The sequence below is a fragment of the Halobacteroides halobius DSM 5150 genome (genome assembly GCF_000328625.1).
Lineage (GTDB): Bacteria > Bacillota > Halanaerobiia > Halobacteroidales > Halobacteroidaceae > Halobacteroides > Halobacteroides halobius.
In genome coordinates this window covers 1,684,447-1,704,590 of the sequence record NC_019978.1, presented here as the reverse complement: position 1 = coordinate 1,704,590, position 20,144 = coordinate 1,684,447, and the positions used below count along the sequence as shown (strand labels likewise).

Below are 20,144 nucleotides of genomic sequence, written 5' to 3'. Positions count from 1 at the left end.
TATATCGGCATCAAAATGTCGTTAACCAAAACTAGTGAATTATAAATTTATTATATATTTATAATTAATTTAGGGTGGTATCACGGAACTGGACCTATCTTGTTTCGTCCTATTTGGACGGCAAGGTAGGTCTTTTTTATTTATGAGTAGTGAGTAGTGAGCTTAAAATTAATTTTATGGAGGGATTAATATGTTAAATGATTTAGAACTAACGGATCATAAAGAGGTAGTGAAAGTAGGAGATGTTGTAATTGGAGATAATGATTTGGTCGTTATGGCTGGTCCATGTGCTGTAGAGAGTAGAGAGCAATTATTAACAGCAGCTAGAGAAGTTAAAAAGTGCGGAGGACAAATTTTACGTGGTGGAGCCTTTAAACCTAGAACATCTCCTCATAGTTTCCAAGGTCTAGGAGAAGAAGGGTTGAAGTTATTAGCAGAAGCTAGAGAAGAAACAGGTTTAAAAATAGTTACTGAATTATTAGATGCAACAGATATAGAATTAGTAAATCAATATGCTGATATACTACAGATTGGATCAAGAAATATGCAAAATTATGCTCTACTAAAAAAATTAGGTCAGTTAGATACTCCAGTCATGTTAAAGAGAGGATATGCTGCTACAATTAAAGAGTGGTTATTAGCAGCGGAGTATGTTGTCAGTCACGGTAATCCTAATGTTATTTTATGTGAAAGAGGAATTAGAACTTTTGAAACAGCCACTAGATATACTTTAGATTTAAATGCAATTGCTTTAATTAAGGCAGAATTTAAATTACCGATTATTATTGACCCTAGCCATGGAACTGGTAAAAGAAATTTAGTCAATCCTTTGGCTAAAGCTGGAGTTAGTGCTGGAGCAGATGGTGTTATGGTAGAGATACATCCTAATCCTGAAGAAGCGTTGTGTGATGGTGGTCAATCATTAACTATGAAAGGTTTTTCTAAGTTAATGCATGATTTAACTGGGGTTGCTGATGTTGTTAATAAAAAGTTGGCTTAAGTTTTAGAAGGAGGAGCAAATATGAAGTTAAAGTATGGAGCAGAGAAAGTAGAGTTGGACTTAGATCGATTATCACAGCCTAAAGTTTTATTACCTAATGAAGAAGATGGTTTAAGCAATCCCCAAAGGGCTGTTAAAGCAAGTTTAGAAGATCCAATTAATTCTCTTCCTATTGAAGAATTAGCAGTAAGAAAAGAAGCAAAAGAGGTTGTAATCGTTGTAAATGATGTAAGTCGACCTACACCTTATGATACTTTATTGCCTCCTTTGCTAGAGAAGTTGCATCAGGCAGGATTAGAAAAAGAAGAGATTACTTTTGTTGTTGCAACTGGAATCCATGAGCCACATACTGATAAACAGAATCGAGATATTTATGGAACTAAGATTGTTGATAATTATCAGGTTGTTTCTCATAATCCAGACCATGGATTAGTCGATTTAGGAAAACTAAGTTCAGGAAATAGATTATATGTTAATCAAAAGGTAGTTGAGGCGGATTTATTGATTACTATAGGAGTGATAGCTCCTCATTATTTTGCTGGTTTTTCTGGTGGTCGAAAGTCGATACTGCCTGGAGTAGCTGGTCGAGATACAATTGAGTATAACCACTCTCGGATGGTTAATTTGATCGGGGATTTACCTAAAATAGAGAAGAATCCAATTAGTCAAGAGATGATTGAAGGTGCTAATAAAGTTGGGGTAGATTTTATTTTGAATGTAGTTACTAATAGTAAACAAGAAATAGTAGAAGTAGTAGCTGGTGATTTAGAGGAAGCTTGGCGTAAAGGAACTAAAACTTCAGCGCAGATGTACCATGTATCACTAGAGGAAAAGGCAGATTTAGCAGTTGTAAGTGCAGGAGGTTATCCTAAAGATATTAATATCTATCAAGCTCAAAAGGCACTTGATAATGCTAATGCTGGGGTTAAAAAAGGTGGGACAATTATTTTGTTAGCAGAATGTAGGGCTGGATTAGGAGAGGATGTCTTTGAGGAGTGGTTAAATGATGCCACAAAGCCAGAAGATAATATAGAAAGAATTAAACAAAAATTTGTTTTAGGAGGACATAAAGCCTTTGCTATTAGTAAGGTAGTACTGGATAAAGAATTTATTTTAATTTCTGAGTTTAACCAAGAAGTTACAGATGCTTTATTTGCTACTAAAGCTGAATCTCTTGATCAAGCCTTAGAACAAGCAAACAAGCAATATAATAAAGATTATAAAACTATTGTTATGCCCCAAGGTGGATTGACTGTACCAGTACTTTGTGACTAAGGGGAATACCTATTTTAAAAAATTAAGATTAGTTTACCATTTAACCACCATTTTGGTGGTTTTTCTTTTTAATAGAAAATAAACTATTTAAGAAGGAATAATTAATTATATGGTTAATAACTAAAAATGGCGATTAATAATTTATTATCAGGAAATAAGTCGATAATTGTTTTTTAAAAAAAGGGGGATTAAATATGAATTATGGGATTAAGACTAAATTAATTATAATATTTATGTTAATTTCTTTAGTACCTATTATTTTTCTAAGTACTTTAGGTTTTATGCAGGGGAAAGAAATGATAAAAGATACTTTTATTACATCAGCAAGAGGAAAGGTTAAACAGGTAAATAATGCTATAAACCTTTATTTTAAGACAGTAAAGAATAATGTTAATTTATTAGCTCAAAATCCTAAAATAAGAAGTGCAAATGAAACTATTAGTTCGTATATAAATAAAGAAAAAAGCGTGGAGATGACGCCTTCTCAAAATGGGGGAATTGAAGAAAAGATTTATAATGTATATAAAAGATATGCAAAGACGCATTCTGATGTAGCATATATATATATGGGAACTACAGATGGAGGCTATATTCAGTGGCCAGAAGGTTCTGTAATGAAGCATTATGACCCTAGAAAAAGGCTATATTATAAGAAAGCTATGAATAATAAAGGGGAAGTTGTTAGAACTAGTCCTTATTATTTTTCTTTAGATGATACAGCTATTTTAAGTACAACTACAACAGTTAAAAATAAGAATGGAGAAGTTATAGGAGTTCAAGCGCTTGATGTTAGCTTAAAGGCGCTAACTAACATGATTAAAGATATAAAAATAGGAGATTTAGGATATGTTATTATGACGACTAAGCAAGGAAAGATTCTTGCTCACCCTAAAAAACCAAATTTGAATTTTGATAATCTAAGTAAACTGGGAGTAAAAAAATTAAATAATATCTCCAATCTAAAAACTGGATCTTTTGAAACTATTATAGATAAAAAACCATCAATTATTAATGTGTATACTTCGCCCCAAACAGGTTGGAAATTTATTTCTGTAATTAGACAGTCAGATATTAATGAAAAGTTTAGTAAATTAGGAAAAATAGCATTAATAGTAGTGTTATTAACTGCAATTATAACTATCATTGGGGCAGTAATAATTTCAACTAGACTTTCTAAACCATTAGTTTCTGCTAGTCAATTTGCTCAACAAGTAGCGCAAGGTAATTTAAATATAACATCTTTACAGGTTAATAGAAATGATGAAATAGGAAAGTTAGCTCAGACTCTTAATCAAATGAAAACTAATTTAAAAGAAATAGTAATTAGTATATTAGATTTAGTTGAAGAGTTAACTTCCTACAGTGAAGAATTATCGGCTTCAGCCGAGCAAGGGAATGCTACTATAAGTACTACTAAACAAAATATAGAAGAAATGATGTCAGGAGTACAGCAAATTTCGGCTAGTAGTCAAGAAATTACTGGTTTAGTAGAAGAAGCTAGTTCTCAAGTTGAAACAGGAAATCAAAATATAGAAAAAACAGTTTCTAGTATAGGAGAGATTAATCAAGTTGTAGAAGAGACAGTTGATGTAATTGAAGAGTTAGATGATTATTCTGCTGAGATTGATCAAATTATTGAATTGATTAGTGATATAGCTGAACAGACTAATTTATTAGCATTAAATGCTGCAATTGAAGCTGCAAGAGCAGGGTCAGGGTCGGGAAGTAGTTCTGGACAAGGTTTTGCTGTTGTAGCAGATGAGATTAGAGATTTAGCGGAAGAAACAACAAATGCTACTGAAAATATTGCTAATTTAATTGGTCAAATTCAAAAGAAGTCAAAAGAAGGTTTAGAGTCAGTTGAACAAGCAGAAATAAAGGCTAAAGAAGGAGAGGAAATAGCTGAAGAAACTGGAGTAGTATTTAATCGTATTAATTCTTCTATTCAAGATACTTCAGCTTACACTCAACAAACATCTGCTTCAACACAGGATCTAGCACAAAATAGTGATCAAATAATGGATTCGGTATCTGATATTGATAATATGTCACAGGAAATATCTCATTCGGCTCAAGAATTAGCTAGAATGACTGAAGAGCTACAAAACTTAGTTGAAAAATTTGATGTTTAAATAAATATATTTAAGAATAGCCCCCGGAATTTGGCCCGGGGGCTATTAATTTATTTATAGTATAATTTTTATGTTATTATTTAACAAGTCATAGCTTAAGCAATATACTAGTAAAAAAGAAAGGAGAGGGGATAGATGAGTAAGATTTTAATTATTTTAAATCAACGTAGATTATATTTATATCAAGGTAGGCAAGTAGATAGATCATTTCCTGTAGCTATTGGCAAAGATAGTACGCCTACTCCAACTGGCAATTTTTCTATTTTAAATAAGATTAAAAACCCTTATAATCCGGCTTTAGGAAGTCGTTGGATGCAATTTACTCGTAGAATGCATGGTATTCATGGTACTAATCAACCTTGGTTAATCGGGCAAGCAGTATCTCATGGTTGTGTAAGAATGTATAATCAGGATGCTGAGTATATTTATGATAGAGTAGAAGTGGGAACACCAGTAGAGATTATAAAAAGTCAAAGTAATACTACAAGAGATTTCTTTTATTATACAGTTGAACCTGGTGATACATTATATAAAATCGCAAATTCATTTAATACTACAGTAAATGTTATTGTTGATTTAAATAAAATTGAGAATAAAAATTTAATTTATCCAGGTCAAAAACTTAAGATTCCCCAATAATTATATTTTATTAAGAAGAGTATAAATAAGACTGCCCCAAATTAGGAAGAATATAAATAAGCTTTCATATAATAAAAATCCTAGATAGATTCCAGTATGTTTAATTTTTTCTATATTTGTTTTAGATATAATCCAGATGGTTCCAGCCCAAGTTGTTATCCCCCACAGAATTAGCAGGTAAAGTAATATATGACTTAGAATTGTAATATTAAGCATCTTTTTTGTCCTCCTTTTATTATTTGCTATTATTTTATGTAAGATAATTTATAATTGTTTTGAGAATTATAGTTATTTGATATAATTATAAAAGAAAATTTAAATTTATAGAGGAAGGAGTAATTTATTTGAATCCAAGCTTTGCTCAATCTGTATATTTTGCTCCACGTGGTAAAAAGAGATTAATGAATTTGGGTAAACAAATATCCTTAGGATATTTAGACCCTGAGGATAAATTAATTGGTTTAATAGGTGATGCAGGAGCAGGGAAATCATTGTTGATTCGGGGGATGTTTCCAGGATTGACATTAACCAATGATGATCATGGGGTTAATATTCGCCCGTTACCTTTATTATCTGAAGCAGAGGAAGGTCAATTTACTACTCATACTTATCATATTGATGCTCGTTTTGAAGCTGCTTTTACTCAACCATGGAAATTAGCAAAAGCGATTAAAAAGTCTATTCAGCAAGAAAAAAGAGTAATAGTTGAACATTTCGATTTATTAGCTTCCCAATTAGATTTAAAGGCTGATATGTTAATTGGGGTGGGAGAAGAAGTATTAATTACTAGACCAGGAGTTTTTGGCCCATATCCAGAAGAGATAGCTAAGATTGTTTTTAACTCAATTGTTAATCGACGAATGGCTCATACTGCTGAGGATTTAACAATTCATGCCTTACAGGAAATGGGGATTGATAGGCCGAATCCATATTATCATAGTGATATTAAAAGTGGTTTTGTTTTACAGTTTACAGAGAAGTTAGATATAGATATTAATAAAGCAGAAACAAGGGTTAAAAATTATATTAAACAAGGAGTTAATGTTAAAGCTTATGATGAAGAACATATTAAAATAGGAGATGATATTTATTCCTGTACTGGGCCAAGAATTCACGTTAAAAGCACAGATAAAATAGAAGGTTTTCATCTTAAAGATTTGAAATTTGATTCTAAATCTGGACTTTATTTATTAGCCGGTTTAGTAGGAGAAGAGAAAAGTCAATTTGAATTAAGCCATATTTAAGTTATACTGGTTATAACTAGGAGGTTATAGGATGAAATTAACTGTATTAGGTAATAGATCTCCTTATCCAATAGAAGGTTCAGGATGTTCAGGTTATTTATTACAAACCAAGCAGCAAAATATCTTGATTGATGTTGGGGAAGGAGTTTTAGAAAGATTAAATGGAATAATTGATTATCATAAGTTAGATGCAATTATTATTTCTCATTTACATGCAGATCATTTTTTAGGATTAATTCCATTGCAGTATGCTATAATGGTTGCACAAAAGTCTGGTCTAAGAGAGAAACCTTTAGATGTATATTTACCCTTTGAGACTGGTGCTGAATTAAGTTATATCCAAGCTAAATTGGGAACAGAGTATAACTTAGAAGAAATTAATGAAAATAAAAAATTAGAATTAGGGGCATTAGAGATTAATTTTCAAAAGACAATTCATTTTAAAGAATGTTATGGGATGATGATTAGTAATGGAGAACAGGTACTAGGTTATACTGCAGATACAGCATGGAGTGAAGATTTAATTCCGTTCTTCTCTAAAACAGACTTATTATTAATAGAAGCTACGTTGTTAGAAGAGAATATAAAGGCAGAACAAGCAGGTCATATGACAGTTAAACAAGCTGTAAATTTTGGCATTGAAGCCAATAGTAAAAGAATGTTATTAACCCATCTTAGATCAACTCGTCAAGAGGAGGAGATAGTTGCAGAAATTCCTGAAACAAATATTAATGTAGAAGTTAGTCAAGTAAATAAAACTTATATAATAGATTAATAGGGGGCAGCAGATGTTAGCATTAGTTGATGGTAAAATTTTAACTATGAATGAAGAAATATTTGCTACAGGGTCTATTCTAATCGAAAATGGTAAGATTAAAGATATAGGAGATAACATAGATATTCCTACGCAGGCAGAAAAAATTGATTTAGCAGGGCAAGTAGTTATGCCTGGTATAATTGATGCTCATACTCATCTAGGAGTCGGAGAAGAAGGTATTGGTTGGGAGGGCCAAGACTATAATGAAATGACTGATCCAATTACTCCTCACCTAAGAGCAATTGATGGGATTAATCCTGAAGATGAAGGTTTTGTTGATGCTTATCAAAGTGGAATTACTACAGCGATGGTTAGTCCAGGTAGTGCGAATGTATTAGGTGGGGAATGTACTGTTGTTAAGACTAAGGGCCAAACTGTAGAAGATATGATCCTAAAAAAAGATGTTGGAATCAAAGCAGCTCTTGGAGAAAATCCTAAACGAGTTTATAATGAACAAAACAAGGCACCAAGCACTAGAATGGCAGTAGCAGCTTTATTGCGCCAAACTTTATTGAAAACAGAGGATTATATAGCTCGCAAGGAGGTAGCTAGAAAAAAGGGTAAAGCTTTTGAACGTGACTTAAAGTTAGAAAATATGACTAAGATATTAAATAAAGAAATACCTCTTAAAGCTCATGCTCATCAAGCTGATGATATTATGACTATTATTAGGATTGCAGAAGAATTTGATATTGATTTGACTCTTGAGCACTGTACTGCTGGTCATAAGATAGCTGATCAGTTGGCTAAGGCTAAGTTTCCAGCAGTTGTTGGCCCTACTTTAACTGGTAGAATTAAAGTGGAGTTAAAGGATAGAACTTTTAAAACTCCAGGAATACTATCACGAGCGGGACTTAAAGTAGCTATTATGAGTGATCATCCAGCTAGCCCAATTGATGGTTTATTAGTTTATACTGCATTAGCTGTTAAATCGGGTATGGATAGATTAGAAGCTTTAAAAGCTATTACTATTAACCCAGCTCAAATCTTAGGAGTTGCTGATAGAGTTGGGAGTATAGAAAAAGGTAAAGATGCTGATTTAGTAGTCTTTAATGGAGATCCATTAGCAATTGGATCTAAGGTTAATCTGGTTTTAATTGATGGAGACAAAGTTAATTAAGTAGAGTATAAATCACTTCTATTTAACCCAAACTATGGTTAATGGAGGTGATTTATATGTCAGAAGAAAAAGGTCTGTCTACTTTTAAAATAGCTGCTACCTATATTGGAACAGTAGTTGGAGCCGGTTTTGCATCCGGACAAGAAGTTTTACAGTTTTTTGGGTACTATGGGTTTATAGGGTTTATTGGTTTATTAGCAGCTACATTTGCGTTTGCTTTATATGGTTATATTATTTTAAAACTAGGACATAAGTATCAAGCAGATTCACATGTTAAAGTTATTAGAGAAGCAGGAGGAAAGTGGTTAGGTTGGATAATTGATATTGTAATCACTTTCTTTTTATTTGGAGCTTTGACTGCTATGATTGCAGGAGCTGGGGCTATTTTTAATCAGCAGTTTGGTTTATCTCCACTCTGGGGTAATATTTTGATGGCTGTTTTACCGTTACTAACAGTTTTAATAGGAATTACAGGAGTTATTTCTTCGATTAGCTTTGTAGTTCCTATATTATTAACTGGAGTTTTTTCTGTAACTATTTTTACTGCAATTAGAGAGTGGCCCTTTAATTTACAGGCCTTAAATTTTATGATGTTAGATAAAGCGCCAATAGATAATTGGGCTTTATCTGCAGTTAATTATGCATCTTATAACTTGGTGCTTGCTGTAGCAATTTTGGCCCCATTAGGTAAGCAAGTTAAAGATAAAGAAGATTTAAAAAGAGGGGCTATCTTTGGTGGTTTAGGCTTAGGCCTTGGGGCAATGACTATTTTATTAGCTATTGTATTAAATATGCCAGCAGTTATGAACTATGAAATTCCAATGGTTTATATAGCTAGTAGATTTGGCCCGATAATACAAATAATTTATAGTGGGATTTTAATAGCAGAGATCTATACTACTGCGGTAGGTAATTTATACGGATTTGTAATTAGATTAACTGGCCAAGATGGTCCAGCTTATAAATGGTATGTGGTTGGAACAAGTCTTCTTGCTTTGGTTGCTAGTCAATTTGGATTTTCCACCTTAGTTCATTATTTATATCCTGCTGTTGGTTATGCGGGATTATTAATGTTAGCTGGGTTGACTATAGGTATGTTTAGAGGTTATTTTCAAGGTAATGAAGGTGGAACAGACATGAAATATGCTATTCAAGATGCAGAGGTAGCAGAAGAAATTGATCCTGAGCTTAATGAAGATGAAGATCAGGAATAATTAATTTTGGATGCATATTTTCCTTAGTTTAAAGCACAAATTAAAACTAAGGAGGGATATTTAAATGAAAAATAAAATTACTAAGCAAAGTCCTACGCAGGTAATTGAAGATCTTACTCATACTGATGAAAATAATTATAAAGCAGGTGCAGAAGTAGCAGAAGATGTTGTTCCTGGCTTTAGTAATGGGGTAGATTACACTCCACAAAATGATGAACAAGCAGAGGATGTTATCCCTGGTGTTGATATGGGTGATTATAATATGCCATTAGATGATGTAGTAACTGAAGATGATACTAAAGAGGCTAAAGCTAAAGAAGAGATAAATATAGCTGAAAAAATGGATGTTGATATTGATGTAGCAGGTTATGATTCTGTTGATCAAGATATAACAGATGAGATGGATGATGATATTAATACAGATTATAATAGTAAACAAAAAAATGAGTAATTAATAATTAAGCCACTACTTTCTGAAATATTATTTTCCAGAAAGTAAGTGGCTTTTCTTCTTTTAAGTTAGTAGAAAAATATTAGTTTATCTAGTAATAAACTCTAGCATTTTTTTAATTTGTAAGGAAAGAATAAGTATAAGGAGGAGAATAAATATGGAAATAGATGAAGTAAGTGATGAATATATGCCAATATTAGAAGAAATTAGTGAAGAAGAAGTTGAGGATATTATTGCTCAAGATAGGTATATGCCTAATAATGATGAAATAGCTGCAGGGGTAAATGACATTCTAGATAGAAGAAGTTATGTTTTTGGTGATGAAGAAATAGTAGATGAGATTGCTGATGATATAGGGATAGCAGATTACAGTCCGGCTGATGATATAGTAGCTAGAACAATCAATGCTGTAGATTATAACGAAGAAATAGCAGAAGAAATTGTAGCTAATATAGGGGATTATACTCGAGACCATGATAAAATAGCAGAGCAAATGGGCCAAGATGTCTATGAGCTAGCAGATGAAATCGCTAATATTGTTGATCTTGATTAAAACTAAGCCCGACTTTAGTCGGGCTTTATTAAAGAGTCTAATCTTCTAGCCCGAGTGGGGACATAACCATAGGCATGGTTGTATCTAGTCCATCAGGGTCATAAATTGATGATGCAATTGGCTGTTGGTTATTAATATCAAAGCCACCTATTAAATTAATGATAGGTTCATTTTCAGCAAGTGCCACTTTAATCCCTCCTTTAGATGATATTGATATTAAAGAATTAAGTGGAGCTTTAAGTATTGGAAATAATTTTGGTATTGATGTAGTCAAGAAAAAAAAGAAGGAAGCCCTAAATAACTCTACTGAAGACAAGAGTCCTAAAGTTAATATTCGGTATACTAAAGATTAATCTGGTTAACAAGGAGGTTAAAGACTTGGCAAATAAAAATGATATTGATCTATCTCAATTGCAGAGTCAGATTAATGATATTTTAGATCAATCATTAGGTCAAGTAAAGGGATTAGATGCAACAGAAATAAAAGAATATGTTAATGATATGATGAATCAATCTTTTAAACAAAGTAAGGAGTTAACGAATGCCATTGATAAAGCGGATATAAAAGAACATATTCGAGACATGTTTAATCGCTCTTTAGACCACTTAAGTAATGATTCTAATAATGCTCCAGCAAAGTTAGGAGATAAGCCTAAATTATTAAATGATTTAGGAGTGAAAGAACCTAAACCTAAGTATTTAGAACTTAATAATTCTATTATTATGATAATGGAGTTACCTGAATCTGTTAATGGAGATAATATAGGAGTGGCTTTTTGAGATGGTAAACTAATTATTGATTGGGGGGGCTGATTATAAGGAACAGGTTCTAGACCCACCAGATAATATAAAACCTAGAGAAATATTATAAAGGATGGTATCTTAGAGTTAAGATTTGCTATTAGTGCACCTGTGCAGGAATAATTTAAAAAAGAACTTGAACTTTTATCCTTTTTATTCATATAATATAAGTACAACCAATTATAAGACTATAAGATTATAAGAAAGGGTGATTTGAATTATGTTGAATCGTTTATTTAATTTTTTGGATAATGTTGTTAAAGAAGGTTCAAGAATTGATAGTAATGTAAAAGAAGCTAAAGAATCATATGAAGAGAAAAATCATATGTTCTTTGGTAATTAATGATTTTATAAGATTATAAATCAAGACAGAAATTAATCATGAACTGATATATTAACATGATAGAGGGATTAATCCCTCTATCATACATAAAAATATTTAAAAAGTATAGTAAAATATCAGGGGGCTATAGCTCAGGCTGGATAGAGCGACAGACTCCTAATCTGTAGGTCGCAGGTTCAAATCCTGCTAGTCCCACCAATTTTTAAAATTAAATATCTGTAACTTAGTATTAGCCTACTTAATATTAAAAGAAGTAGGTATTTTTTAATTTGTGAGCAGAGAATATTGACTATGAATATCAAAATTTTTATCAATAATATTAGAAGTTTAATTAAAAGTATGGGGGTGCGTTAAATGAGATTATTAGGTAATATAATTTGGTTTATTTTTGGTGGGCTAATTGAGGCAATTCTCTGGTTCTTTTTTGGATTACTTTGTTCAATTACAGTAATTGGTATCCCGGTTGGAAAACAGTGTTTCAAAATTGCTAGAATGCAGTTGGCTCCTTTTGGTAAAAAAGTAGTAGATAAAAATCGCTCTTCTTTGGGTTTAGTAGCAAATATTATTTGGATTATTCTTTTTGGTTGGGAATTAGCTGTAACCAATTTAATATCTGCTTTAATATTTGGTATTACAATAATCGGTATTCCTTTTGCTAAACAGAGTTTAAAGCTTGCTTATCTATCTTTAATGCCTTTTGGCAAAGACATAGTTGAAAACTAAAGGTACATGATAAATTCAAAATGTCAAAAAATCAATAGTAAATTTTTAGTTAGGAGGTAATTATGAATAAATTAGAACTAATTTTTGGCATCATGGGCCTGGTTTATTTAATGGTAATGTTCTTGTTAATAGTAAAAGAGTCATTATTTATATTCACAGTACTTTTGATTATACTTGTATTATTGTCTAAAGTTGTAGCAACTAGGATGATTAATACAGAAAATATACTAGCAATGACTTTTTTAATAGTAACTTTTTTTATGTGGCAGAGCAACTTTTTCTCTTTACATAGTTGGTGGGGAGCTACTATTCTTAGAGATTTATTACCTATAGTTAATATCTCTTTATTGGTTTATAATCTTTTTATTCCTTTACATTTGGACCCCTTAGAAAAGAAAGAGAAATACTATTTTTCTAGGGCATTGTCTTATTTTATAATGATTCATTATACCTTAATTTATATCGAAGTACTAAACTATACTCCTCAATATTTTTATGGTGCAGTTGGAATTACCATATTTGAAATGATTAGCTTTATATATTTTACCAGCAAATATATATTCACAAGCCATTATTTAGAATCTATAATACAGATTAATGATAAATCAAATAAGATATAAAGCTAATATTCATATTTGTACTTGCATAGTTATGATAATGTAAATTTAATCTAAAAGGGGAGGAGTTTTAATGGCAGTTAAAGATTTATTAGCTAATTTAGTTACTGAAGAATTAATAGAAGGATATGAAGTTAAAAGGAAAGAAGAAGGACTATGGAAAGAAGTTAAGTGTATCTTAAAAAATGGAAGTAGTATGATAATCAATAAATTAAATCAAAAGCAGAGTAAAGAAGGGTTTCAAGCTCAATTTAAAGAACATTGTTTAGCTACAGAGATTAGAATAGTGGCTTATTATACTTCGCAAGGAGATAAAATAAGGGAGTGGGTTAAAGAGGTAGAGGTAAAAGATAATTCTGGATTGGTTGTAATTTGTCTAGAGGAAGCAAAGGAATTAGAATTTATAAATAAATTAAAGACCTTCATTATTTAAACACTTTAATTGTAATGAAACTATTGACATTTATGTTATAAATTATTATAATGAAGATGAACTGGATGTTTTTTTACTGTTTATTGTTAGACCTCTGACTTATCTTTTAAGCAACTAGCAAAAGGGGGTGGGATAATCTTATATGAGGATAAAGGTTAATACTGAAAGAATTGAGATTTTTAGTGGTGCTCAAGTAAAGGATGTAATAAAGAAATATTCACCAACAGATTACAAAGATGTTGTAAAGGGGGAGAAGGTAGTCTTTGATCAAGATAATAATCAATTATCGTTAACTGGTGAGTTATCTAGCTTAGAGAGGATAGAGATTAAGTCTAGAGCTTAAAGGGGGCACTAATTATTTATGAATAAAATTCTGAAAATTAAGAATAAGCGGCTGATTATTTTATCTATTTTAATGGTTGGTATTCTAAGTTTAGTTGGCTGTAATGATGCGCAGCAGGCTACTTTATCGGGCCAAATTACAGATGTTAGAGGAAATGGAATTACTGGAGTAAAATTAAACTTTACTAATGCTAATGGAACTGCTACAACAAATGATAGTGGTAAATGGGTTAAATCCAATTTAACAAGTGGAACTATTATAACCCCGATTAAAAAGGGATGGACCTTTGCACCTGAAAGTATAGAAGTAACGAAATTAGGACAGGATTTAGATTTTATAGGAACACCTAAGCCCAAAGATGATTCTGGTAAAACTAAAGTGGTTATTCTTCACTTTAACGATGCTCATGGGAAAATAGCTAACTTTGGTAAGTTGGCAGCTGAAGTAGATAAACTAGAAAAAAAGTATGATAATGTATTTTTAATGAGTGCGGGGGATATGTTCAGTGGGAATCCGCTTGTTGACCAGTACGATATGATTTCTGGAGAAAAAGGGAGAAAAGGCTATCCTATGATCAGTTTAATGAATCAAGCAGGGGTAGATTTGATGTCTATTGGAAATCACGAATTTGATTATGGTCAGGCTACGTTAAATCGGAGAATGAAACAAGCTAACTTTCCTATAATTTCTGCTAATATAGATGCATCAAACACAATACTTAAGCAGCCGAACCCCTATAAAATTTTAAAGACAGATAACGGTTTAACTATTGGTGTTTTAGGATTGATTCAAGTTGATGAGACAGGTATTCCAGCAACTCATCCTAAAAAAGTAGCAGGGATTGATTTTATTAGTGGCGTTACTAAGGCTAAAGACTATCAATTTTTAGCTCAAAACACTAACTTAGCTATTGTGTTATCTCATTTAGGTTATGGTAAAGATAAAAGATTGGCCCAAGAAGTAGCTGGATTTGATTTAATTGTTGGAGGCCATACTCATACTAAAACTAGTAAGCCCCAAGAGACTAATGGTGCTTTGATTGTTCAAGCTGGAGATGATGGTCAATATCTAGGTAAAGTTTTAATTACTTTAAAGGATGGTAAAGTGATTAATAAAGAAGCAGAATTAATCACTTTAAGTCAAGTGTCAGAGACTGATTCTGCTGTGCAAGCAAAGATTAATCACTATAATAAAGAAAAGAAAGAGCTTTTTAGTAAGAAATTGGCTACAGCAGAAAGTTCTATTGATGGCAAAAATGAATTAGGAAGTCTAATGACAGATGCTATAACTAAGATGCACGGGGTAGATTTTGCTTTTCAGAATGATGGAGGAATTAGAGTTGATAGTTTAACTGGAGATATAACTGTAGGAGATGTATATGAATTAGATCCTTTTGGAAATAAAGTGATCAAATTAGAAATGACTCCCCAGGAAATAAAATCATTAATTAGATACTCTTTTGAGAGTCATAGTGGTTCAATTGATTTGAGAGTATCAGGGTTAAAGTATACAGTTAATACAAATAACTTAGGTGAGTTTGTAGGTGTTACTTTAAGAGATTATAGTGGTAATTTACTTAATGAGTCTAAGACATATACTGTAGGTTTAAATGGATATATTGCTAATAGTTATAAGTTTAAGCATGATACCATAGGAAAATCATTAGGGGTTACTACTGCTAATACCTTGATTGAATATTTAAAACGACAAACAGATCAAATTAATTATAATGGAGTTATTCGAACTGCTACTAAAGTTACTAAAAAGGTAGAGGGTACTACAATAGCTAGTACAGATGTAGCTATTACTACCGGAGATCCTATAGTTAGCTCTAATACAGCAGGTAATCTAATGGCTGATGCTATTAAAGAAGTTACAGGAGTAGATATAGGGATGTATCCTAGTGATCAATTAGTAGCCCATAAAGAGATTAAAGCTGGGCCAATCTATAAGGAAACATTATCTTCGTTATATGGAAGTTTTAAATACAATAATAAAGTAACTATAGCTAAGGTTACAGGAGCAAATTTAGAGAAGATGTTATTAGCCCAAGCACAATATGTAACAGGAGTAGCAACTCAAGTATCTGGACTGACTTATGATTTAATTGAAAATAGTAAAGGGACAATCACTGATATTAAGGCGTATGTTAATGGAGAGCCTATTAAAGTAGATAAAGAGTATACAATGGGATTAAATAATTATAAATTTGGTTATTATCAAAAAGCAGTAGGAGCAGAAAATGTAACAGTAATTAAAACCACTGAGCAAACAGAAGAGGAGATTCTTATAGATTACCTAACAGCCATAAAGGAAGTTGGTAGTAAGATAGCTGAAGTAAGAGTAGAGATTAGATAAATTTATCAAGTTAGAGAAAGGGGAGATTTTATGTTAAAGAGTAGATTTAAGTCTAAATTTTTAGTTATTGCTTTAACTTTAGCTTTTATTTTAGTTGGTATTTTAAATGTTAGAATTCAAGCAGCTCCAAAAAAGACAATTACTATTTTACAGACTGGTGATATTCATGGTAGCCTTTACCCTTGGGCCTATAAGACAGGAGAGAAAGAAGAAGATAAAGGATTAGTTAAAGTTGCCAGTATTGTTGAAGATATTAGAGCTAAGAATCCTAATACTCTATTAGTTGATTCAGGAGACATGATTCAAGGAAATACTTTAGCTAGTATTTTTAAAGATCGTAAAGATGTAAAACATCCTATGATGAAGGTTATGAACCATATGGGCTATGACGCTTGGGTTTTAGGAAACCATGAGTTTAATTATGGATTAAAAACTTTAAATAGGATTAAGTCACAAGCTGAATTCCCTGTTTTGTCTGCTAATATTAGATACAAAAAGAATAACGAATTGTTTGTTAAGCCTTATACTATTAAAGAAGTTGGTGGAATAAAAGTAGGGATTTTAGGTTTAACTACACCCAATATTCCACGGTGGGATGGATCTAAAGTAGCTAGTTTGAAGTTTAAAGGCATGAGCAAGGTTGCTCAAGAGTTTATACCAGAAATTAAGCAACAAGGTGCAGATATTATTATTGCCTTGGCCCATGCTGGATTAGAAGGGAGAGGACATAAAACTGGTGGTGATAAAGTAAGTAAAGTTGCTAAAGAGAATCCAGAGTTAGCTGCTATATTTATTGGTCATGATCACGTTACAGTCAAAGAAAGAATTAATGATGTTTTAGTTGTAGCACCTAAAGACTCAGGGGAACAAGTAAGTAAGGTAGATCTAAATCTGGTTAAGAAGCAAGGAGACTGGACTGTTGTTAGTAAAAAGGCTACTCATTTAGAAACTAAGAAGGTAAAAGTAGATCCTGAGATTGCAGAAATAGCAAATTACTATCATCAAGAGACAATAGATTATGTAAATACACCAATTGGATTTGCTACAGGAGATTTTGTTCCTGAAAATGAAATTGAGGGTATTCCAGTGGCTCAAATTCAAGATACTGCTTTGCTTGATTTAATTAATAGAGTTCAATTAAAGTATGCTGATGCAGATATTTCTTCTGCAGCTTTATTTGATACTAAATCTAATATTAAAAAGGGACCAGTAAGTATTAAAGATGCTGCTTTAATTTATAAATACTCCAATACTTTATATGGAGTTAAAGTTACTGGAAAAGAGTTAAAAGAATATATGGAATGGTCAGCTCGTTATTATAACACTTATCAGCCTGGTGATATTACAATTAGCTTTGCTCCAGAGATTCCAGGATATAATTATGATATGTTTGCAGGAGTTGAATATAAGATTGATATTTCTAAACCAGCAGGAGAAAGAATAGTTGATCTTACTTATAATGGGAAGCCAGTACGAGATGATCAAACATTTAAATTAGCTGTTAATAATTATCGTTATAATGGTCTTAAAAGTTTAGGTATCATTGATCAAGAACCTTACTTTAAATCTAAAACTGCAATTCGGGACTTTATTATTAAGTATATCAAAGCCAAGGAAACAATTAAGCCACTAGTAGATAATAATTGGAAGATTACTGGGGCCAGCTTAGAAGAGCCAGCTAGAGAAGAAGCTCTTAGATTATTAAAGCATGATATTCTTAAGATACCAGCTAAGAATAGATCTTGGAATGCAGCTAGTATTAATTTGGCTCAACAAGTAAAGCAAAAGCAATTTATTAATATAGTAAAGAGATTGTTTAAGAAAAAGGTTAGTCAAAAACTAACATTAGGCCAACTAGTAGAGTTAGTTGATGCTATATATTATAAAACTTATACTATCAAATCTGGTGATACACTAAGTGAAATTGCTCAAGATTATAAGATAACAGTAGAGACTATTATTGATCTTAACCAAATTGAAAATCCTAGTTTAATAATCCCAGGACAAAAAGTTAAAATACCATCAAATTAAGACTATAGAGGGGGAGACCCCTCTATTTTTTTGTGCTTGCTTTTTCTTTTAGATAACTAATGAATTTTTTAAATAACTTAGATTTATATTTGTCTTGATGGTGAATTAAACTAAATTTGCGAATGAAGTTAATATCTTTTATCTTGGCTGTGACCAGTTCTCCTGCGTCAATTTCTTCTTGAATTGCTATTTTAGGTAGTACAGAAATCCCAATATTAGCTGAAACTGCTTTTTTAATGGCTTCTATGTTATTAAGAACATGTTTAATTTTGTAGGAGAGTTTATGTTTAGCTAAAATATCCTCTATAACTTCTCGAGTACCACTTCCCTCTTCTCTCATAATAAAGGACTCATTATGAAATTGAGTTGGTGTGATTAGTTTTTGGTTGGCCCATCTATGTTGAGGAGAACAGACTAGGTTTAAGTGGTCAACAAAAAAAGAATCTGTAGTAATATCTTTGCTTTGGGTTGGCCCTTCTACCAACCCAATATCAATTTGATTATCTAGAATTAACTCCTCAATAATGCTACTATTATCAATGGTAAGATTGATTTCAATACTTTTATATTCGTTATTAAATTGATTAATTATGTTTGGTAATAAGTAGGTACCAATTGTCATGCTAGCTCCGATCCTTAATTTTCCTTGCTTTAGATTAGAAATACCCTCGATACTATTTTCTACTTCATCAACTAAGAGTAATATTTTATTGCTATATTCTAATAATATTTTTCCGGCATAAGTTAGAACTAATTTTTGATTTAATCTTTCAAATAATTTCACTTCTAGTTTACTTTCTAAATCAGAGATAGTTTGACTAATAGCAGGCTGAGTAATATACATTTGATCAGCTGCTTGTGACATAGTACCTGTTTGGCAGACTTTTTTAAATATTTTTAGTTGTCTAAGATTCATTTTATCGCTCCTTATAAGTAAAAGGTTATAGGTTTTATAATATTATATTATTTTACTAATATCAAGTTAGATATTAAAATAGAAGTAGTTTAAGTAAGTTCAATTATAAAGTACTACAGGAGTGATACAATGAAAGGGAAAATCAGTAAAAAAACACCGGGTGTACTATTAACAATAATAATTGGATTATCAGCTAGATATTTAGCTAATTGGATTCCTAATTTAGGAGGGGTAACATTAGCTATTTTATGTGGGGCATTAATAAAGAATACCTTGGGAGTAAATTCTACTTATACTTCCGGAGTATATTTTGCTAAAAAGAAAATACTTTCCTTAGCTATTATACTTATGGGTTTAAAATTACAGTTGGCTATTTTAGCTCAATTAGGTTTAGCAGCTGTGTTAATAATTATTATAATGGTGGTTGCTACAATATCTTTAGGCTATTTGTGGGGGCAATATTTCGGACTGTCTCGTAGCTTTAGTCTACTATTGGGAATAGGAAATGGGGTTTGTGGTTCATCAGCTATTGGTGCTACAGCACCTTTAATAGCCCAAGATGAAGAAGAGATTGGTTTATCAATTGGGGTAGTTAATTTATTAGGAACATTAGGGATTTTTTTATTACCTGTATTAACTTATTTATTAAATTTAGCAGAAGCAGAAAGTAGTATAATGATTGGAGGGACATTGCAAGCAGTAGGCCAGGTTGTAGCAGCTGGATTTTCTATTAATGAAAGGATCGGTAATTTAGCTACAGTAATTAAAATGGGCCGGATCTTAATGCTAGGGCCAATAGTTCTATTATTAAGTTTATTTACTAATCAAGAGACTAAAAAAGAGAGTAAAGTAACTATTCCATTTTTTATTATTGGCTTTTTTGTGTTTAGTTTAGTAGGGAGTTTTAATTTATTACCAGTAATAGTTAGTAGTTACTTACAGAACTTTAGTAAAATTTTATTAACTATTGCTATGACAGCAATAGGTTTAGAGATTAAACTAACTAGTTTAATTAACCAAGGGCCAAAAGCTTTATTAACCGGAGGATTAGTTTTTATAAGTCAGTTAATATTAATAATAAGCTTAATATATTTCATTTACTAACTTAATCATTCCATAATTCTTTACCATAAG

Annotated in this window: 21 protein-coding genes, 1 tRNA gene and 1 other annotated feature (1 of these 23 running past the window's edge); of the genes, 20 read left to right on the top strand and 2 right to left on the bottom strand. The window is 31.6% G+C overall.

Translation table 11 applies throughout. From position 1 onward, the window contains the following. Positions 1 to 115 (top strand) — a binding site (T-box leader) (it extends 131 nt beyond the left edge of the window). Between the two features lie 75 nt (positions 116 to 190). From aroF to HALHA_RS08200, 10 genes are all read left to right on the top strand, one after another. After that, on the top strand, positions 191 to 1,000 hold the full coding sequence (gene aroF / locus HALHA_RS08250) for a 3-deoxy-7-phosphoheptulonate synthase (RefSeq protein WP_015327336.1): 810 nt from the start codon (positions 191 to 193) through the stop codon (positions 998 to 1,000). A gap of 21 nt (positions 1,001 to 1,021) precedes the next feature. After that, positions 1,022 to 2,275 (top strand): nickel-dependent malate racemase, LarAH6 family, encoded by a 1,254-nt coding sequence (gene larAH6, locus HALHA_RS08245; protein WP_015327335.1) that lies wholly within the window; start codon positions 1,022 to 1,024, stop codon positions 2,273 to 2,275. Between the two features lie 194 nt (positions 2,276 to 2,469). Continuing rightward, positions 2,470 to 4,407 carry a methyl-accepting chemotaxis protein gene (locus HALHA_RS08240; RefSeq protein ID WP_015327334.1) on the top strand — a complete coding sequence of 646 codons (1,938 nt, stop codon included), beginning with the start codon at positions 2,470 to 2,472 and terminating at the stop codon, positions 4,405 to 4,407. A gap of 135 nt (positions 4,408 to 4,542) precedes the next feature. After that, on the top strand, positions 4,543 to 5,046 hold the full coding sequence (locus tag HALHA_RS08235; RefSeq protein WP_015327333.1) for a L,D-transpeptidase family protein: 504 nt from the start codon (positions 4,543 to 4,545) through the stop codon (positions 5,044 to 5,046). Between the two features lie 344 nt (positions 5,047 to 5,390). Further along, positions 5,391 to 6,290 (top strand): hypothetical protein, encoded by a 900-nt coding sequence (locus tag HALHA_RS08225; protein WP_015327332.1) that lies wholly within the window; start codon positions 5,391 to 5,393, stop codon positions 6,288 to 6,290. 31 nt (positions 6,291 to 6,321) lie between these two features. Continuing rightward, positions 6,322 to 7,065 carry an MBL fold metallo-hydrolase gene (locus HALHA_RS08220; RefSeq protein WP_015327331.1) on the top strand — a complete coding sequence of 248 codons (744 nt, stop codon included), beginning with the start codon at positions 6,322 to 6,324 and terminating at the stop codon, positions 7,063 to 7,065. Positions 7,066 to 7,078: 13 nt separating this feature from the next. Continuing rightward, positions 7,079 to 8,227 (top strand): amidohydrolase, encoded by a 1,149-nt coding sequence (locus HALHA_RS08215; RefSeq protein WP_015327330.1) that lies wholly within the window; start codon positions 7,079 to 7,081, stop codon positions 8,225 to 8,227. A gap of 56 nt (positions 8,228 to 8,283) precedes the next feature. Further along, positions 8,284 to 9,441 carry a YkvI family membrane protein gene (locus tag HALHA_RS08210; RefSeq protein WP_015327329.1) on the top strand — a complete coding sequence of 386 codons (1,158 nt, stop codon included), beginning with the start codon at positions 8,284 to 8,286 and terminating at the stop codon, positions 9,439 to 9,441. 64 nt (positions 9,442 to 9,505) lie between these two features. Further along, complete coding sequence (locus tag HALHA_RS08205) at positions 9,506 to 9,892, top strand: hypothetical protein (RefSeq protein WP_015327328.1); 387 nt, start codon at positions 9,506 to 9,508, stop codon at positions 9,890 to 9,892. Between the two features lie 157 nt (positions 9,893 to 10,049). Then, on the top strand, positions 10,050 to 10,445 hold the full coding sequence (locus HALHA_RS08200; RefSeq protein ID WP_015327327.1) for a hypothetical protein: 396 nt from the start codon (positions 10,050 to 10,052) through the stop codon (positions 10,443 to 10,445). 37 nt (positions 10,446 to 10,482) lie between these two features. Here the strand turns inward: HALHA_RS08200 and HALHA_RS13495 are convergent, their stop codons facing one another. Beyond that, on the bottom strand, positions 10,483 to 10,632 hold the full coding sequence (locus HALHA_RS13495) for a hypothetical protein (RefSeq protein ID WP_156801227.1): 150 nt from the start codon (positions 10,630 to 10,632) through the stop codon (positions 10,483 to 10,485). 191 nt (positions 10,633 to 10,823) lie between these two features. Between HALHA_RS13495 and HALHA_RS08190 the strand changes: the two genes are divergently transcribed. From HALHA_RS08190 to HALHA_RS08155, 9 genes are all read left to right on the top strand, one after another. After that, positions 10,824 to 11,225: a hypothetical protein gene (locus HALHA_RS08190; protein WP_015327325.1), complete on the top strand. Its 402-nt coding sequence runs from the start codon at positions 10,824 to 10,826 to the stop codon at positions 11,223 to 11,225. Positions 11,226 to 11,466: 241 nt separating this feature from the next. Then, positions 11,467 to 11,589, top strand: a complete 123-nt coding sequence (locus tag HALHA_RS13845) for a hypothetical protein (RefSeq protein ID WP_015327324.1) — start codon at positions 11,467 to 11,469, stop codon at positions 11,587 to 11,589. A 120-nt stretch (positions 11,590 to 11,709) separates the two neighbouring features. Then, a tRNA-Arg gene (locus HALHA_RS08185) sits at positions 11,710 to 11,787 on the top strand. Positions 11,788 to 11,943: 156 nt separating this feature from the next. After that, positions 11,944 to 12,312 (top strand): YccF domain-containing protein, encoded by a 369-nt coding sequence (locus HALHA_RS08180; protein ID WP_015327323.1) that lies wholly within the window; start codon positions 11,944 to 11,946, stop codon positions 12,310 to 12,312. Positions 12,313 to 12,374: 62 nt separating this feature from the next. Then, positions 12,375 to 12,932, top strand: a complete 558-nt coding sequence (locus tag HALHA_RS08175) for a hypothetical protein (RefSeq protein ID WP_015327322.1) — start codon at positions 12,375 to 12,377, stop codon at positions 12,930 to 12,932. 70 nt (positions 12,933 to 13,002) lie between these two features. Further along, on the top strand, positions 13,003 to 13,362 hold the full coding sequence (locus tag HALHA_RS08170) for a hypothetical protein (protein WP_015327321.1): 360 nt from the start codon (positions 13,003 to 13,005) through the stop codon (positions 13,360 to 13,362). Between the two features lie 142 nt (positions 13,363 to 13,504). Further along, positions 13,505 to 13,705 (top strand): hypothetical protein, encoded by a 201-nt coding sequence (locus HALHA_RS08165; protein WP_015327320.1) that lies wholly within the window; start codon positions 13,505 to 13,507, stop codon positions 13,703 to 13,705. A gap of 18 nt (positions 13,706 to 13,723) precedes the next feature. Beyond that, positions 13,724 to 16,063 (top strand): 5'-nucleotidase C-terminal domain-containing protein, encoded by a 2,340-nt coding sequence (locus HALHA_RS13045; RefSeq protein ID WP_015327319.1) that lies wholly within the window; start codon positions 13,724 to 13,726, stop codon positions 16,061 to 16,063. A 30-nt stretch (positions 16,064 to 16,093) separates the two neighbouring features. Then, positions 16,094 to 18,094, top strand: a complete 2,001-nt coding sequence (locus HALHA_RS08155) for a 5'-nucleotidase C-terminal domain-containing protein (protein WP_015327318.1) — start codon at positions 16,094 to 16,096, stop codon at positions 18,092 to 18,094. 22 nt (positions 18,095 to 18,116) lie between these two features. On the opposite strand, the gene HALHA_RS08150 is transcribed toward HALHA_RS08155, so the two are convergent. Beyond that, the gene (locus tag HALHA_RS08150) at positions 18,117 to 19,010 is read right to left on the bottom strand and encodes a LysR family transcriptional regulator (RefSeq protein WP_015327317.1); all 894 of its coding nucleotides are present in this window, start codon (positions 19,008 to 19,010) and stop codon (positions 18,117 to 18,119) included. Positions 19,011 to 19,139: 129 nt separating this feature from the next. On the opposite strand from HALHA_RS08150, the gene HALHA_RS08145 reads away from it, so the two are divergent. Then, the gene (locus tag HALHA_RS08145) at positions 19,140 to 20,114 is read left to right on the top strand and encodes a YeiH family protein (protein ID WP_015327316.1); all 975 of its coding nucleotides are present in this window, start codon (positions 19,140 to 19,142) and stop codon (positions 20,112 to 20,114) included. Positions 20,115 to 20,144 lie beyond the last annotated feature (30 nt).

What these genes read in the sequence shown, in the direction of transcription:
- HALHA_RS13045 (WP_015327319.1), top strand. Translation starts at nt 13,724, where the DNA reads ATGAATAAAATTCTGAAAATTAAGAATAAGCGGCTGATTATTTTATCT.
- HALHA_RS13845 (WP_015327324.1), top strand. Translation starts at nt 11,467, where the DNA reads ATGTTGAATCGTTTATTTAATTTTTTGGATAATGTTGTTAAAGAAGGT.
- HALHA_RS08145 (WP_015327316.1), top strand. Translation starts at nt 19,140, where the DNA reads ATGAAAGGGAAAATCAGTAAAAAAACACCGGGTGTACTATTAACAATA.
- HALHA_RS08220 (WP_015327331.1), top strand. Translation starts at nt 6,322, where the DNA reads ATGAAATTAACTGTATTAGGTAATAGATCTCCTTATCCAATAGAAGGT.
- HALHA_RS08215 (WP_015327330.1), top strand. Translation starts at nt 7,079, where the DNA reads ATGTTAGCATTAGTTGATGGTAAAATTTTAACTATGAATGAAGAAATA.
- HALHA_RS08210 (WP_015327329.1), top strand. Translation starts at nt 8,284, where the DNA reads ATGTCAGAAGAAAAAGGTCTGTCTACTTTTAAAATAGCTGCTACCTAT.
- larAH6 (WP_015327335.1), top strand. Translation starts at nt 1,022, where the DNA reads ATGAAGTTAAAGTATGGAGCAGAGAAAGTAGAGTTGGACTTAGATCGA.
- HALHA_RS08150 (WP_015327317.1), bottom strand. Translation starts at nt 19,010, where the DNA reads ATGAATCTTAGACAACTAAAAATATTTAAAAAAGTCTGCCAAACAGGT.
- aroF (WP_015327336.1), top strand. Translation starts at nt 191, where the DNA reads ATGTTAAATGATTTAGAACTAACGGATCATAAAGAGGTAGTGAAAGTA.
- HALHA_RS08235 (WP_015327333.1), top strand. Translation starts at nt 4,543, where the DNA reads ATGAGTAAGATTTTAATTATTTTAAATCAACGTAGATTATATTTATAT.
- HALHA_RS08175 (WP_015327322.1), top strand. Translation starts at nt 12,375, where the DNA reads ATGAATAAATTAGAACTAATTTTTGGCATCATGGGCCTGGTTTATTTA.
- HALHA_RS08165 (WP_015327320.1), top strand. Translation starts at nt 13,505, where the DNA reads ATGAGGATAAAGGTTAATACTGAAAGAATTGAGATTTTTAGTGGTGCT.
- HALHA_RS08200 (WP_015327327.1), top strand. Translation starts at nt 10,050, where the DNA reads ATGGAAATAGATGAAGTAAGTGATGAATATATGCCAATATTAGAAGAA.
- HALHA_RS08205 (WP_015327328.1), top strand. Translation starts at nt 9,506, where the DNA reads ATGAAAAATAAAATTACTAAGCAAAGTCCTACGCAGGTAATTGAAGAT.
- HALHA_RS08240 (WP_015327334.1), top strand. Translation starts at nt 2,470, where the DNA reads ATGAATTATGGGATTAAGACTAAATTAATTATAATATTTATGTTAATT.
- HALHA_RS08155 (WP_015327318.1), top strand. Translation starts at nt 16,094, where the DNA reads ATGTTAAAGAGTAGATTTAAGTCTAAATTTTTAGTTATTGCTTTAACT.
- HALHA_RS08170 (WP_015327321.1), top strand. Translation starts at nt 13,003, where the DNA reads ATGGCAGTTAAAGATTTATTAGCTAATTTAGTTACTGAAGAATTAATA.
- HALHA_RS08180 (WP_015327323.1), top strand. Translation starts at nt 11,944, where the DNA reads ATGAGATTATTAGGTAATATAATTTGGTTTATTTTTGGTGGGCTAATT.